This is a genomic window from Microcoleus sp. Pol17C6 (assembly GCF_036701145.1).
Classification (GTDB): domain Bacteria; phylum Cyanobacteriota; class Cyanobacteriia; order Cyanobacteriales; family Microcoleaceae; genus Microcoleus.
Genome location: NZ_JAUBQH010000033.1, coordinates 24,709 through 40,249 on the forward strand (window position 1 = coordinate 24,709; position 15,541 = coordinate 40,249).

At 42.8% G+C, this 15,541-nt stretch carries 12 protein-coding genes; 9 read left to right on the forward strand and 3 right to left on the reverse strand.

Translation table 11 applies throughout. The features are described 5' to 3' along the window. The first annotated feature begins 49 nt into the window (after window positions 1-49). The 9 genes from QUA25_RS17405 to QUA25_RS17445 all read left to right on the forward strand — a co-directional run bounded on the left by QUA25_RS17405 (window position 50) and on the right by QUA25_RS17445 (window position 10,369). Window positions 50-1,387: a flippase gene (locus QUA25_RS17405; protein WP_333039930.1), complete on the forward strand. Its 1,338-nt coding sequence runs from the start codon at window positions 50-52 to the stop codon at window positions 1,385-1,387. Then, entirely contained in the window at window positions 1,384-2,601 is a 1,218-nt protein-coding gene (locus QUA25_RS17410) for a hypothetical protein (RefSeq protein WP_333039932.1), read from the forward strand. Before QUA25_RS17405 ends, QUA25_RS17410 begins: the two co-directional genes overlap by 4 nt. Before the next feature lie 19 nt (window positions 2,602-2,620). After that, window positions 2,621-3,562 (forward strand): glycosyltransferase family 2 protein, encoded by a 942-nt coding sequence (locus tag QUA25_RS17415; protein WP_333039934.1) that lies wholly within the window; start codon window positions 2,621-2,623, stop codon window positions 3,560-3,562. 24 nt (window positions 3,563-3,586) lie between these two features. After that, window positions 3,587-4,840 carry a glycosyltransferase family 4 protein gene (locus tag QUA25_RS17420; RefSeq protein WP_333039936.1) on the forward strand — a complete coding sequence of 418 codons (1,254 nt, stop codon included), beginning with the start codon at window positions 3,587-3,589 and terminating at the stop codon, window positions 4,838-4,840. Window positions 4,841-4,902: 62 nt separating this feature from the next. Continuing rightward, complete coding sequence (locus tag QUA25_RS17425; protein ID WP_333039939.1) at window positions 4,903-5,811, forward strand: glycosyltransferase family 2 protein; 909 nt, start codon at window positions 4,903-4,905, stop codon at window positions 5,809-5,811. Between the two features lies 1 nt (window position 5,812). After that, on the forward strand, window positions 5,813-6,973 hold the full coding sequence (locus QUA25_RS17430; RefSeq protein WP_333039940.1) for a glycosyltransferase family 4 protein: 1,161 nt from the start codon (window positions 5,813-5,815) through the stop codon (window positions 6,971-6,973). Window positions 6,974-7,073: 100 nt separating this feature from the next. Next, a complete protein-coding gene (locus tag QUA25_RS17435) occupies window positions 7,074-8,303 on the forward strand; it encodes a glycosyltransferase (protein ID WP_333039942.1) in 1,230 nt (409 codons plus the stop codon). Between the two features lie 59 nt (window positions 8,304-8,362). Continuing rightward, window positions 8,363-9,445: an NAD-dependent epimerase/dehydratase family protein gene (locus QUA25_RS17440; protein WP_333039943.1), complete on the forward strand. Its 1,083-nt coding sequence runs from the start codon at window positions 8,363-8,365 to the stop codon at window positions 9,443-9,445. 117 nt (window positions 9,446-9,562) lie between these two features. Further along, complete coding sequence (locus QUA25_RS17445) at window positions 9,563-10,369, forward strand: WecB/TagA/CpsF family glycosyltransferase (protein ID WP_333039945.1); 807 nt, start codon at window positions 9,563-9,565, stop codon at window positions 10,367-10,369. Window positions 10,370-10,843: 474 nt separating this feature from the next. On the opposite strand, the gene QUA25_RS17450 is transcribed toward QUA25_RS17445, so the two are convergent. The 3 genes from QUA25_RS17450 to QUA25_RS17460 all read right to left on the reverse strand — a co-directional run bounded on the left by QUA25_RS17450 (window position 10,844) and on the right by QUA25_RS17460 (window position 15,508). Then, the gene (locus QUA25_RS17450) at window positions 10,844-11,782 is read right to left on the reverse strand and encodes a class I SAM-dependent methyltransferase (protein ID WP_333039946.1); all 939 of its coding nucleotides are present in this window, start codon (window positions 11,780-11,782) and stop codon (window positions 10,844-10,846) included. Window positions 11,783-12,522: 740 nt separating this feature from the next. Further along, window positions 12,523-13,782 carry a glycosyltransferase gene (locus tag QUA25_RS17455; RefSeq protein ID WP_333039947.1) on the reverse strand — a complete coding sequence of 420 codons (1,260 nt, stop codon included), beginning with the start codon at window positions 13,780-13,782 and terminating at the stop codon, window positions 12,523-12,525. Between the two features lie 766 nt (window positions 13,783-14,548). Continuing rightward, window positions 14,549-15,508: a DUF362 domain-containing protein gene (locus QUA25_RS17460; RefSeq protein WP_333039950.1), complete on the reverse strand. Its 960-nt coding sequence runs from the start codon at window positions 15,506-15,508 to the stop codon at window positions 14,549-14,551. Window positions 15,509-15,541 lie beyond the last annotated feature (33 nt).

Sequence of the window (15,541 nt, forward strand, 5' to 3'; positions counted from 1 at the left end):
GACCCTGCTAGAACCGCGTTTGTGTTTTGTAAAGATTTAAAATATTCTGATGCTAGATAAGTTAACTGCGGTCAGTCAAAGGCTCGGCCCTAATCTGCGCCAAGTACTCAGCAACATAGCTTGGCTGTTCACTGACCAAATCTTGCAGATGGGTCTAGGCCTGTTTGTGGGCCTTTGGGTGGCTCGCTATCTTGGTCCGACACAATTTGGATTGCTCAACTACGCGATCGCCTTTGTGTCGCTGTTTAGTTCGGTGGCAACGATGGGGTTGGGTACTCTGGTAGTGAGGAATATCGCTCGCGACCCAGAATGCAAAAATGAGACCCTGGGAACGGCCTTCGGACTGCAATTTACTGGTGGCTGCATCACTTTGTTGTTAACTGTCACCGTGATTGCGCTAGTCAAGCCCAACGACACTCTGACTCGGTGGCTGGTAGGTATCATCGCAGCAGGAACTATCTTTAATGCTTTTGAGGCTATCAATTTTTGGTTCCAGTCCCAAATCCAGTCAAAATATACAGTGTTTGCTAAAAATTCGGTATGTTTTTTAGTTGCTGCTGTCAGAATTGCGTTAGTAACAATTAAAGCCCCCCTGCTTGCCTTCGCCTGGGTTAGATTGACAGAGGTCGCATTGGTAGGAATCGCTTATGTATATTTTTATAAGCTTACGGGGAATAAAATTAAGGATTGGCACTTCAGTTGGGAAAAGTGTAAGGAACTGCTATCGGAGAGTTGGCCAATAATTTTGTCGGGATTTGCAGTTTATGTGTACTCAAAAACGGATCAGATAATGCTAGGTGCGATGAATAAAAATGCCGAACTGGGCTATTATGCTGCCGCTGTTAAAATTTCGGAAATCTGCGATTTTTTGCCGATGATCATATCCAGCTCTATTTTTCCCAAATTAGCGAACTTGAGAAAGACAAATTATGAAGAATATCTAAATAAATTTCAAATTTATTCTGATATAATGATATTTTTGTGGTTGGGAGTTGCCATACCGATATCATTACTTTCTCCCTGGATAGTGCATCTACTTTACGGTGACAAATATGCACAGTCAGCAGCGGTGCTTGGAATCTATGTTTGGGCGCAATTTGGCAGTAACTTTGGAGTAGCACGGAGCACATATTTAAACATAGAAGGTCAGTTGCGCTACGGTCTTTATTTGACTGTAGTCGGATCTACTTTAAATGTAGGGTTGAACTTTTTGCTGATTCCTAAGTATGGAGCTTTGGGAGCAACCACAGCTACTCTGATAACTTATTTTTACGTAATTATATTAGTCAATTTCTTGATTAAGGAATTGCGCCCATTCGCAACTTTCATCTGGCGCTCGCTTAACTTATACAAGGCAGCTTGTAGAATCAGAGGATTAGTAAAGTGATTCAAATTAAACCTAAAATCGAACAGCGCTCGAATTGCCCCTATTGCGACACTGAACTCAATGCAAAAAAAATTTTGTGGCAAGGGATACATATTGTTCTGGACTGTAAGTGCGCGGGATGTGGTAGCGAAATACTCGACGAGTTAAGAGTAGGTCATGGAGTCAGAAACTCTGTCCAAGTTGATACAAACAAAGGGGAAGTTTTTGCAAAATTTGCTAACATAAAAGAATGGCTAGGCAAACCATTACTCAATTCACTACAAAATCCTCACTCAGAAAAACTGGAGATTTTAAAAGAGATTTTTAAACCCAGCAAGCGGGTAATTATCTTAAACTGTATCGATCATCTTTATGGTCATTCCCTGCTGAAGTTGCTAAATGCACAAAGGCACTTAGAATGCAACTCGGACTTCGGGTTAGTTGTGATAGTTCCTAAGTTTCTAAGGTGGATGGTTCCTGATGAAGTTGCAGAAGTCTGGACAGTACCTATTTCTTTAAAAAATGGTCAAACTTACTACCCCAGCTTCGCCGAGTTTGTAGAGGAAGAAACTAAACGCTTTGATGAAATTTATGTCAGCGAAGCCCATTCTCATCCTAGCCAGTTTGACATCACGCGGTTTACTAGAGTTCCGAAACACAAATTTGAGGAGCCAGAAACAAGAATCACTTTTATTTGGCGGGAAGATCGTTTATTAGTTAACGGTTTGCTGTTCCGAATTCTGAAAAAGCTAAATCAACGAGAAAGGGCATTGCCATTGCAAAATTTAAAAATTCAGCAGTTATTTGAGAAAATTAGGTTGCAAGTACCTGAAGCAAAATTTGCAGTAGCTGGTTTGGGGACAAAAACTAAGTTTCCAGAATGGATTGAAGATTACAGAGTAGATACTTTTAATGAAAAAGTTGAAAAGGAAATATGCCGTGTTTATTCACAAAGCCGCTTAGTAATTGGTCTTCACGGCTCTAATATGTTGCTACCTTCGGCTCATGCTGGTATGACAATTGATTTGATAGATGAGCGTTGGGGGAACTTTGCCCAAGATATTTTATACCAAGAACGTGACCCGAGAATGGCTAGTTTTCGCTATAGATTTTTGCCCTATCAGACTAGCAATGATACACTGGCATACATAGCGGCTGTGATGCTCCAGAAGTGGTTTAATTTTAAATCGCAGATGACTGCTGAGCTTGTTAATTCCGATGTTGAAGACTACTAGAAAAAGTAGAGTCGCATAAATGTTCAATTACCGAATCCAAACACCCGTCGCTTTTATCATCTTCAAACGTCCAGATACAACGGCTAAAGTATTTGAGGCAATTCGTCAGGCAAAACCTCCCAAATTGCTAGTAATTGCTGACGGCCCACGTCCAGATAGGCCTGGAGAAGATCAAGAATGTGCTGCTGCTAGAGCTATTATTGACCAAGTAGATTGGGACTGCGAAGTTTTGAAGAATTACGCAGACGTAAATCTTGGTTGTCGCCTGCGGGTTTCTAGCGGTATGAATTGGGTGTTTGATCAAGTGGAAGAGGCAATTATTCTTGAGGATGACTGTCTCCCTCATCCTACTTTTTTCCGCTTCGCTGAAGAATTGCTGGAGCGTTACCGAGACGATCAGCGGATTCTGTCAATCTCTGGTCAAAATGTTCAGTTTGGGCGAAAAAGAACTGATTATAGTTACTACTTTTCTCGCTATAATCACTGCTGGAGCTGGGCGAGTTGGAGGCGAGCTTGGCAGCATTATGATTTAGATATGAAGTTGTGGCCGGAAATTCGGGATGGTAATTTTTTGATGGATGTACTAGGAGACTCCCATGCTGTGAAAGTTTGGACAAATACTTTTCAGCTTTGTTATGAAAAAAAATTACAGAGTTGGGCTTTTCAGTGGACATTTGCTAGTTTTATTCAAAATGGTATGAATATTCTTGCAAATGTCAATTTAGCTTCTAATATCGGACATGGTGTAGGGGGAACTAATACGGAGGATGTCAACAGTCCTTATAGTAATATGCCTGTAGAAGCTATAACATTTCCCATGAAACACCCAGCCTTTGCCATTCGGGATGTGCAAGCAGATAATTTTACTGAAAACACTTTATATGATTACGATCCGCCGTTGCTAAGGAAGGTGCAAAAAAAAGTCAATAAACTTTTGAAAAAATCAGGCAAAGTCACCTAGAAATTTAGAGGAGAGGCAGGGGAAATGAAGGTTGTACTTCTCAATAGTTCTGATAGTGAAGGGGGGGCTGCCCGCGCCGCTTATCGACTGCACCAAGGTTTCCAGGGGATTGGTGTGTCTTCGCAAATGCTGGTAAAAAATAAGAGTAGTGCCGATCGCAATGTAATTTCGTCACAGAATAGTATTGCGAATAAGTTTGACAAGATTATTTCAACTTTATCTAACGCACCATTGCGGCTCTACCCTAAGAGAAACCCCGTTATATTTTCTACAGAAGTGTTGCCAGATGCTCTATCGAATCGAGTGGATATACTCGCTCCTGATATTATTAATTTACACTGGGTTTGTGGGGGCTATTTACAAGTAGAAAGTATTCCCAAGTTTAAGCAGCCCTTAGTTTGGACGCTGCATGATATGTGGCCTTTTACAGGTGGCTGTCACTATAGTGAAGATTGCAATCGCTACACTCAATCTTGTGGTAGTTGTCCGCAACTTCACAGTAATAAAGATTCGGATTTGTCGCGGTGGGTGTGGCAGCGGAAAGCTAAAGCTTGGGATAAGCTTAACCTAACTTTGGTTAGCCCTAGTGTTTGGTTAGCGAAATGCGCTCATTCTAGTTCTTTATTCAAAGATTTTCGAGTTGAAATAATTCCTAATGGCATCAATACTCAAAAGTACAAACCCATAAATCGTCACTGGGCGCGAGAAATCCTGAATTTACCTCAAGATAAACAAATTGTACTCTTTGGAGGTGCAAGTGGAACAGGCGATCGCTGGAAAGGATTTAACTTGCTCGTACCCGCTTTACAAAGCCTCAGTAAATCAGGCTGGAAAGATCGGATAGAGTTGCTGGTGTTTGGCTCTTCTCAACCCGAAAATCCCATTGAACTGGGTTTTAAAACTCACTATTTGGGGAAACTCGCAGATGATATTTCCCTAGCAACGGTTTATGCAGCAGCAGATATTTTTGTCGCCCCTTCAGTGATAGATAACTTGCCCAATACAGTCATGGAAGCCCTTGCTTGTGGCATCCCCAGTGCCGCATTTAATATTGGGGGACTGCCCGATCTGATCGAACACTGCTCCAATGGCTATTTAGCTAAACCTTATGAAACAGAAGACTTAGCGCGAGGAATTGCTTGGGTTTTAGAAGATCCCCATCGGCATCAAAAACTTTGTATTCGCGCCCGCCAGAAAGTGGAACAAGAATTTACTTTAGACATACAAGCAAATCGCTATTTGTCTGTTTTTAACGATCTTGTGTCCACTCCAAAGTAAAAATCAGATTTTACGTAGTAAATTTTACCGGGCTATCGCTAAAAGCCACCAAATTGCTAATAATGAACCGTACTAAAATCGCCGCCCTTTTAACTTGCTTCAACCGCAAAGAGAAAACATTAGCTTGCTTAGAGGCTCTTTTTAAGCAGGCACTTCCAGCCGATGTTGATATTTTAGCCTATTTAGTCGATGACGCCAGTACCGATGGCACCAGCGAGGCAGTTCGTCAAATCTATCCTCAAGTCAATATTTTTTCCGGCGATGGTAACTTATTTTGGAACGGGGGAATGCGTGGGGCTTTCACCGAAGCAATGAAAGATGATCCCGACTACTACCTATGGTTAAATGATGACACTCTTATTTATCGAGACACCGTAAGTGTCTTGCTAGAAACAAGTCAAAAATTATTAGAAAAAGGAGAAACCAAAGCCATCATTGGCGGTTCTACCTGCGACCCCGAAACGGGTCAAACAACATACGGAGGTGTTGTGCGAAATAACCCTTTGCACCCCTTCCGATATGGTATCCTCGAACCAACAAAAGAGCCTCAGATGTGCGATACTATGCACGGCAACTGCGTATTAATTCCCCGCAGCGTTGTGCAAAAGGTCGGCAACCTCGATCCAGCTTTTGTCCATTATATTGGCGATTGGGATTATGGTTTACGAGCCAGACAGAAAGGATGTACAGTTTGGATTGCTCCTGGCTATTTAGGAACTTGTTCTCTCAACCCCCAGGTGACTAAAACGGCTGCTGATAATTTAAGTGAAGGATTGGATAAAATGAGTAAACCCAAAGGTTTATCCTTCAAAGATACTACCCTGCAACCGGCTCAAGAGTGGAAAGTATTTACTCAGCGGCATGGTGGCTGGTTGTGGCCAATTTATTGGCTGCTACCTTATCGCAGGTTAGTTTGGCTTTCAGTGTTGAGTAAACTGGGATTGACTAAAAACAAAACTCAAGGTGAATAGGATGGTTGATAGAAATGAACTCCGCATTGCTTGGCTTGTCCCGGAAGTGGAACTGGGAGCTTACTGGCAGCCTGTTTTGAGGGAATTTACAAAAATTTTTAAGAATACTGTATTTTATACTGGTCGTGTTTGGTCTGGGTTCGATCCTACGCTGCCGGGAGCATCGGCAATTCAGTTGGTAGGGGAGACTACATTTGTCGAGACGGAAAAGATAGAAACAGGATACGATCGCGGATTCATTGTAGTATCGCCTAGTATTATCGGCTATTTACTAAAATTTAGACCTCACGTGGTCTTTCCCCAAGCTTTCTCTTTGTGGACTGTAATTGTTGCGTTTTTAAAACCGCTACTGAGGTGGAAAATTGCGATTATTTACGATGGTAGTTCCCCAAATACAGACTTTCGAGATTCCAGTTTTAGGACATTTGTGCGCCGCATTCTTGTGCGGTTTGCAGATGCTTTTGTTGCCAATAGCAATGCGGGTAAAAAATATCTAATAGAAGTTCTCAACGTACCGGAGGATAAAATTTTTACCCGAACCTATCTCGTACCTGATGCGGGAGCTTTGCTGAAACGATTAGATAAAACTCAGCCACCCAACTTGCAGTTAAAACGCCCGATTTTTCTGTATGTAGGGCGCATAACGGCGAGAAAGGGAATTAAAACGCTTTTAGAAGCTTGCGCTATTCTTAAAAGTCTAGGTTATGTTGATTATTCGCTGTTAATTATTGGCAAGGGAGATCAGCGGGAAGAACTGGAAGCATTTATTAAAGAGTGCGATTTTGAAGATCAAGTCATGTGGGCTGGATGGGTGGAATATGGAAATTTAGGTGCTTATTTTCAGCAAGCTGATATTTTTGTGTTTCCTACTTTTGAGGATGTCTGGGGTATGGTTGTACCCGAAGCGATGGTGTTGGGAAAACCAGTATTGTGTTCAAATGGTGCAGCTTCCTGTGAGTTAATTATTTCAGGCGAGAACGGTTATATTTTCGACCCTAGCAGTGCTCAAGACTTAGCGGCTCAAATGCAAATTTTTCTAGATGATCCTGATTTGATTGAGTCGATGGGAGAGCGTTCACGACAGATAATTTCTCAAAAAACTCCCGAAACAGCAGCTAAAGCTTACGTCGAAGTTACATCTTTTTTGATGGAGAATAGGTGAAGCAAGTTCGGCAACGGATGAGTGTAAAGGATTTAACGGAGAGAGGGAAGAGGGAAGAGGGAAAATTTAGCAATTACCAATTAGCAATTACCACTTAGCCATGAAAGTTTTATTATCTGCGTTTGCTTGCGAACCGAATCTCGGCTCCGAAGAGGGGGTAGGATGGAATACTGTTATCCAATCTGCTAAACATCACGAAAGTTGGGTGTTTACTCGCACGTTTTGTCGATCGTACATTGAAGCAGAACTAGAGCGGAACCCAGTGCCAAACCTGCACTTTGTTTATTTTGATCCGTTTGGGTGGAGCGAAGATTGGAAGGGGAAACAAGGATTGCTGCAACTTCACTACTATCTGTGGCAAATCTGGGCTTATTTTATCGCTCGGAAGCTCGATCGCGAAATTGGTTTTGACATAGTACATCACGTAACTTATGTCAAACATTGGTCTCCAAGTTTCTTGGCGCTGTTGCCGCATCCTTTTATTTGGGGGCCGGTGGGGGGTGCAGAAGCAGCACCAAAGGCTTTTTGGCAAGATTTTAGCCGCCGGGGAAAAATTTACGAAACGCTGCGGGCATTGGCTCAAAGGCTAGGAGAACGCGATCCGTTTGTGGGTCTGACGGCGCGTCGCAGTGCCGTGGCGCTGGCGACTACGGAAGAAACCGCAGCCAGACTCCGATTTCTCAAAGCAAAAAACGTGAAGATTTTCTCACAAGTCGGTTTGTCGCAGCAGGAAATTCAAGAACTAGAGCAATTTCCTACCCCGCCTGAGCAACCAATTAGATTCATCAGTGTTGGTCGTCTCTTACATTGGAAAGGGGTGCACTTGGGACTCCGTGCATTTGCGGAGGCGAAGCTGGAACAATCGGAATACTGGATTGTGGGAGACGGCCCGGAAAGGGAGCGTTTGGAAGCTTTGGCCACAGAATTGGGACTGGCAAATAAAGTATTTTTTTGGGGAACTTTATCTCGCACTGAAACTCTTTCTAAAATGGGGGAGTCTCACGTTCTCCTCCATCCGAGTTTGCATGACTCTGGTGGTTTTGTTTGCACGGAAATGATGGGGGTTGGTCGTCCCACGATTTGTTTGGATTTGGGGGGACCGGCTACTCAAGTGACGGCTCAAACGGGGATTAAAGTGGCTGCTACTGACCCCGATCGCACTGTGCAAGGTCTAGCAGAAGCTATAGTGTGTTTAGCCCAAGATCGTGAATTGCGAGATCGCTTGGGTCGAGCGGGTCAAACGCGCGTCAGGGAAATCTATGATTGGGATGTTAAAGGTTTATTCTTTGCCCAATTGTGCGAAGATGTATTCGATGGAAAATCAGGATAACTTCTGATGGGTTCGATCGGGCAAAACAAAGAAAACTATATTTTTTCAGGCGGTGAAACGTGGGCGTTGCAATCATTACTGGCTCGGCGGGTTTAATTGGCTCTGAGGCGTGTCAGTTCTTTGCCAAACAAGGCTTAGATATAGTTGGGATCGACAATAATATGCGCCAGTTCTTTTTTGGTGCTGATGGTTCTACAAACTGGAACCGCCAACTGCTAGAAAAGTCTTTGGGTACCAAGTATTATCACTTAGATGTGGACATTCGCGACTATGAAGCGATTACCAATATCTTTCAGCGGTACGGCGAGTCGATCGAATTAGTAATTCACACAGCAGCCCAGCCCAGCCATGATTGGGCTTCCCGTGCTCCGAAAATAGACTTTACCGTCAATGCCAATGGCACTCTCAATCTTCTAGAAGTAACTCGCTTGTACTGTCCTAAAGCGGTTTTCATTTTCACTTCTACCAATAAAGTATACGGCGATACGCCTAACAATTTGCCTTTAATTGAATTAGAACACAGGTGGGAAATTGAACCAGGCCATACTTACGAAAGCGGTATTCGGGAAGATATGTCAATCGATCAGTGCCTGCACAGTTTGTTTGGTGCTTCTAAGGTAGCTGCTGACGTTTTAGTCCAAGAATACGGTCGATATTTTAATATGAACACCGCTTGTTTTCGCGGCGGCTGTTTGACGGGTCCAAATCACTCAGGAGCTCAATTGCATGGCTTCCTAGCCTACTTGATGAAGTGTGCTGTCACGGGAACTCCTTACACCGTGTTTGGCTACAAAGGCAAGCAAGTTCGCGATAACATTCATAGCGCAGATTTAATTTCGGCATTTTATGAATTTTATAAAGCTCCCCGAAGCGCCCAAGTTTATAATACAGGAGGAGGCCGGTACAGCAATTGTTCGATGTTAGAAGCGATTCATATGTGTGAGGCAATTGCAGAACGCAAATTTAATTGGACTTACGCTGAAGGGAATCGCATTGGCGATCACATTTGGTGGATTAGCGACAATTCAAAATTTTCCAGTCACTATCCCAACTGGAAAATGAAATATAACGTTAAACAAATCCTACAGGAGATTTATGAATGTAACCGCGAGCGTTGGCTGAAAGAGGATTCCCATGATTGAGCGGGGCAAAAAGAATGTGCTGAGAATTTCGGTAAAAGATTGAAGAATACAAGGTTAAACAAATCTTAGGGGAGATTTATGAGTGTAACTGCGAGCGTTGACTTAAAGAGGTGCTCCATGATTGATAAAGGGAAAAAAAATGTACTGGGCATATTAGTTAATGCCGTTAATTATGAAGCGGCTGTTAGCAAAATTATTGCAGCCGCCAGCGCCGGAAAACCAATGTCAGTTTCTGCTCTAGCGGTTCACGGGGTAATGACTGGAGTGCTCGACAGCACTCATCGTTATCGGATTAATCACATTGACTTAGTATTGCCAGACGGACAGCCCGTCAGGTGGGCGTTAAATTGGCTCTACCATACGGAATTGCCCGATCGAGTTTGCGGGCCGAATGCGATGTTACAAATCTGCGAACGTGCGGCAGAAGAAGGATTACCTATCTATTTGTACGGATCTCAAGCTTCTGTACTGGAAGCTTTATCTCGCAATCTTTGCCAGCGTTTTCCCAAGTTAATTATTGCTGGAACTCAGCCTTCTAAATTTAGGCACGTTTCGCCCCAAGAGAAACAAGAAATTGCAGAGCAAATTCGCAACAGCGGTGCAGCAATTACTTTTGTCGGTTTGGGGTGTCCGCGACAAGAAGTCTGGGCTTACGAATACCGCGATGAGTTATCAATGCCGTTGATTGCTGTAGGTGCTGCTTACGATTTTCATGCGGGTAATTTGGCTAAATCTCCTGACTTTTTATCTAAAATAGGTTTGGAATGGCTGTTTCGGATGATTAAGGAACCTCGGCGCCTTTGGCAGCGGTATGTTTTTTTGAATCCGCTTTATATCTGGCTGTTTTTGCTACAAGCTTTGAAAATCAAACAGTTCGACCCCACAGACGCCACGCCGCCTGCAGAAGAAGTATTATATGGTTGAAATTTAAAAGTTTCTTGTGAATTATGGGTACTCACAAGAAAAAATTAAAAAAGCAAACATATCGTAACTAATCGTTCTGAGGTGCAACTGCGATCGCATATTCAATAAAATTTATATCAAATCCGGTGGCATCCGAATTATAGTGAGAGCTTAAGAGAACGCGATTTTGGTAGCGATATCTTAAGCTCCCACTGACATTATCCCAATATATTATTCCGATGCAACCCGAAACTATATTACGCCAGAAAACACTTTTTACATTATCTATGTGGTAAGCTGCGGACTGCACACCTTACATACAAAGTTTGTGCGTCAGTCTCGATCGAGTCAGGTGGATTGCTGGGTCAATAGTCGCATTTGGTTTGACTGTACTCCTGGCATGGGTGATGATGGCAGAGGCTCGCAAAAGTATGGTGAGTGTGTAACCAAACTTGATAATCAAAGCCAAAGTTTATTGCCCTTACCTCGATATTGCTATGGCTTTTGTGCCACAATCCGGATCGAATCGTACTTGTTTTCATCAGCAGCAAAAATTGTTTTCAGCAGTAGCTTCCAAGCTTGGACTTTACTGTTTTCCTTGGGCTTTACTATCTGATGAGATCCCATTGAATCGAACACACTGAAAATTTTTCTTTCATCATTGATCCAAGTGTTTTCAAATTGGCGATAGTAGCCATTAAACTGGGTAGAAATTATCTCAAATCCTACTTTTTCACAGATAGCGCGAAAGCTCTGCGGTGTGAAGAAATACAAATGCCTTGGTACATCTAGATGCATCCATGCAATCCCTGAAGACTTCAGCCCAATACAAGAGTTATTTGGTACTTCCATCACCAATTTGCCGCCACCCACGAGCAACTGCATGGCATTGCGGAGTGCAAGTAAAGGATCTCTGGTATGTTCGAGTACGTGGTTCATCACAATTATGTCGTACTGTCTAGACTGGACTTCCGGGGGCAAAGATTCAGCAGTACCATAAAGTACATTAAGACCTCGCTGCTGGGCCAACACTAAAGCTTGTTGATCGGGTTCTACGCCCCAGACTTTGTGACCATCTGCTTGCAGTTCTTGCAGCAGGTGCCCGTTGGCGCAACCAATTTCTAAGATCGAGGAGGAAGCAGTCCCGAACTGTTGCTTCCACCATTTACTTGTGACATCTACTCCGCGATCGAAACGCCAAGCTAGATGGGTACGCAATTTATCGAAGAAGGAAATAGAAGAGGCAGATACGAAGCCTGTAAAGTCTATATGATGAGTATAATACTCATCGATGTCGTAGAAGCTGGCGATTTTGTTGAGTTCGGGTAGAGGATGAATGCATCCAAGTTGTGACTTTTCGCACCAGTACAATTGAAATGACTCATTGTTTGGAGGTCTGCGCCAATCACCGGGTATGAATAGCCACGGTTTCATACTCTGTCCCGATATCGGGCAGACGACGGTAGGGCTTAAGCACGTTTGACTTTGCATTTTAGTTTTCCTTACTTAGGAACTGGATGTACTAATAACCGCTTATGTTAGATCACTCCGGGACGTTATGTGCCAGTGATAATTGTGTTATCCTCTATACAGGAGATGAAGGCCTAAAACTTATGAAGTTTTGGGAATACCATTACTGAGGCGCGGTTTTCAGGTAACATCGAATTTAAGTTAACGCATTTAGCTGGCTTTGTCACTTTTGATAAAAAACTACACCTTCCGCGATCGGGCGGAGAGTAAGTTTTTCTCTAGTCAAGAATTCAGCAATAATTAAAGTATACATTAAGTTAGAAACATGATATACCTCTAAAGTATGATACTAATAAAAGCATTTGTGCATATACCTAATAAATAATGAAGCCGTTGATTTAACAAGATTTAAACTAAAAACCCTGTTAGTTTTGCCAGTTCCGGTGGAAAGGAAAATGAGTGGGTCACTCGATGGTTGAGAGTTGCTGTGGGATCTGGTAGTTGCCAAGAAAATGTAACCCGTTAAAGGAGACTTGAGAACCTATGGAAGAAGTGCGATCGCCCAGTAGAATTTGATGCTATTAAGTTTGAAAAAAACATCTACATCTAATGGCGATCGCTCACCCCAACCCTTGCCTTTACAAGACCTCCAATTGCCGTGGCTACCTTAATGAAACCTGTCTCAATCATAGGCAGAAGGATTCTTAAGGCAGTTGACTGTACGCCAAAACCATATCTGGAGCATCACTTACTTGACTTTCGGTGACTTGATTAGGCACCGTTGAATAGGCAATAGCCTGCATATGTTTTATGCGAGCTTGAAAAGTCTTCTCAAATGTGTGCTGTTGAGCAAACTTCAGCGACTTGAACGACATCGATTTAATTTCTTCTCGGTTTTGGCTGAGTTCTGCAATTTTCTTCGCCATCTGTTTAGGCTGATTCATTGGCACCACCCATCCTGTCTCCGACATTTCTGAAATTCCCTGGAAGGCCTCGTTACCATACCCAACAATCGGCACGCCAGCAGCCATAGTTTCTATGTAAGTACAAGAAGGATCGCCCTGCCGGTGACAGCAAACAAACAAATCAATATTGTTCTTAACAAAGGGGAAAAAATCTGTTTTAAAGTCAGGCACTCCGAGCATTTTCACGCAATCATTAAGTTGATTTGCAGCTATTTGCTGGTGCATCATCTCTTCTAAGTCACCAATACCACTGATGAACATTTCAAATTTCACCTTCAGTTGTTTGAGTTCTCTAGCGACCTCAAGTAAATGATCGGCCCCTTTCATCTTAATTAGGCGACCTGAGAATACTAGCCGAAGAGGCATATCTTGAGAGCGGTTTTCAGTGCGACGTTCAATGTCAGCTTCTGTTGCTAACATATCCTCTCTAATCCGCGTGTCCAAGAACAACTGTGGGTTGCGATTGAGCTGCTTGTATTCTTGGTATGTAGGGGTGCCGTTGCACTGCAATCCCTCTGCCATTGCGATCGCCTTGCGCTGCTTATATTCCTGACTGTAAGTCCAGATTATTCTCCGCAAGCGAATCAGGGGATTTCTCGTACTCACATTCACGATCTGTTTGCGAGTTTTCAGACTGTATTCGGAAACGTAAATACACGGTACTCCCGCTATTTTACACACTTTACTGATATGGTTCTGTCTGTATTCCGGGGCTGCCAATACCAGCGCACTCTGATGCTGATGTAGTAAAGCTGGGGTAATTTTATCAAAACAAATTATTTCCAGTTTGAATGGCAATAGATCAAGTTTGAATATTTTTGCATCCATCTGGTCGTTGTCTTCTTTCGTTTCTTCCATCATCACAGTAATATCACCCGACCAATACTTGGCTAACTCACCAACTGCTTCAATCAATTTGCGGGTGAGTAAAACTTCACCGTTTGGCAAAAACTTGGCTTTTAGTGGCTGTACGATTGTCAGATTGTTGTTAGTAAGCATAGGGAAGGTAGTTCCTGATTTGAAGTTTTTACTGATGCGGTAGTGAATCTTTGCTGTACTTTGCAAGGGCTGTTGATCGATCTATATAACAGACATCTACCGAATTTAAATTTCGCCGCCTGATACAAGCAACATTTCAGACTCTGTTTGGGAGATATCTAATACTTAAGATGGACGCAGCAACTCGATTAGACCTTTATTATTTAAGGTAAGGTCTGTTTGATATGTCGCCATCATCTGCGATCTACGTATAACTGTCAATAACCTTTTACGAGCTTTACTCAATCTTTATAATTGAGCGGTCAATTATAAAGAAAAGCGCAATTATAGGGTAAATTTGGTTAAAACAAGGGCTGTTACAAGTGTTTATACTTAAATGAAATTATCTAACTGCTTCTAGCTAGCAAGAATGAGCGCCAGTTGCGAGTACGGCGAGGCAAATGCTTTAATTAAGTCGGCGCGAAAAAACGCCCCTAGGTAAATGAGGGCCAAGTCTCCAAATGCTCTCTACTGGCTGATTTAAGCCTGTTTACATAGTGTTACATTATGCGGTTTAGTCCCGCATACCTACTTACTGGCTGACTTAAACCTGTTTACATAGTGTTACATTATGCGGTTTAATCCCGCCTACCTACTTAAACCATAAATTTATAACAAATTTATTAAAACTTTACATAAATAGATATGTTGTAAAATAATATTTCTTTACAATTAGCAATGGAAAGCAGAAGGAATAAAAAAAACAAATTTTACCCTTCTGTCTTCGCTAATGCGAAGCCTTGATGCTGAACTTTTCTTTAATAAACCGGATATAAAGGTGCTTGAAGGCAGACTTCACCACGCGGGGCATACCAAAGTCGATCGCCATCATGGTTTCGGGCAACTTCCAATCCAAAACCTTGAGAGTTTCCGGCTGCAAAAGCGGAAAATCAAGATCCTCTAAATTCGAGCAAAGTCCCAATCTCATCGCCGCAGCTACAGTGGGAACCGCCGCCGGATCAGCATTAATAATTTCAACTAAAGTTCTGTCCAAAGCAAACACATCATCAGAGGCGGCCAAAATTCCCAAAAACTTCGGTTCGCCGCCGCTTGGTCCATTACCTTCGTGACCGATAATGCCATCCAAAATCGTCAAATTTGGGTTGATTGCCCGGGCAGTTTCTACCAGCATTTCACCGAATCTGGCGCTATCTTTGCCAGCTTCCATGTGCCACCAAGCCTTCATTTTGCCGGGGACGCAGCCGAACAAGTTTTTCACGCCCATTGTCACGGTTAATTGAACGTGAGATTTGAGTTTGGGCAAATTAATCACTACATCCGCTTCCATCGCTTCTTTGCAAATTCGCAGATGATTGAAATCTTGGCTGACAGTTTCGTAGCGTTTTCCTTGAAACTCAACTACTGGCAAATTCAGTTCTTCCAACAGCGGCAAATAACCGTTTGCTTTGGCTACACCCATAGCGCTACCAAAAGCTGGACTATCGCCTAAAAAGGGTTTTCCTCCCGCTTCAATCACCATTTTAGCGACGCAGTAAACCAATTCCGGGCGGGTGACGCATTCTTTTGTAGGGCGAGAACCTGTCAGGAGATTGGGTTTGAGTAAAACCCGATCGCCCGATTTGACAAAAGCCGAGATTCCGCCCAAGGGTGCCAGCAAACTTTCTAAAGAGGTTTGCAAGATTTGGCGATCGTATGAATTGGCACGAATTAAACTAACAGCAGACATAATTATGAATTAATTTGTAATTGGTTATCGATG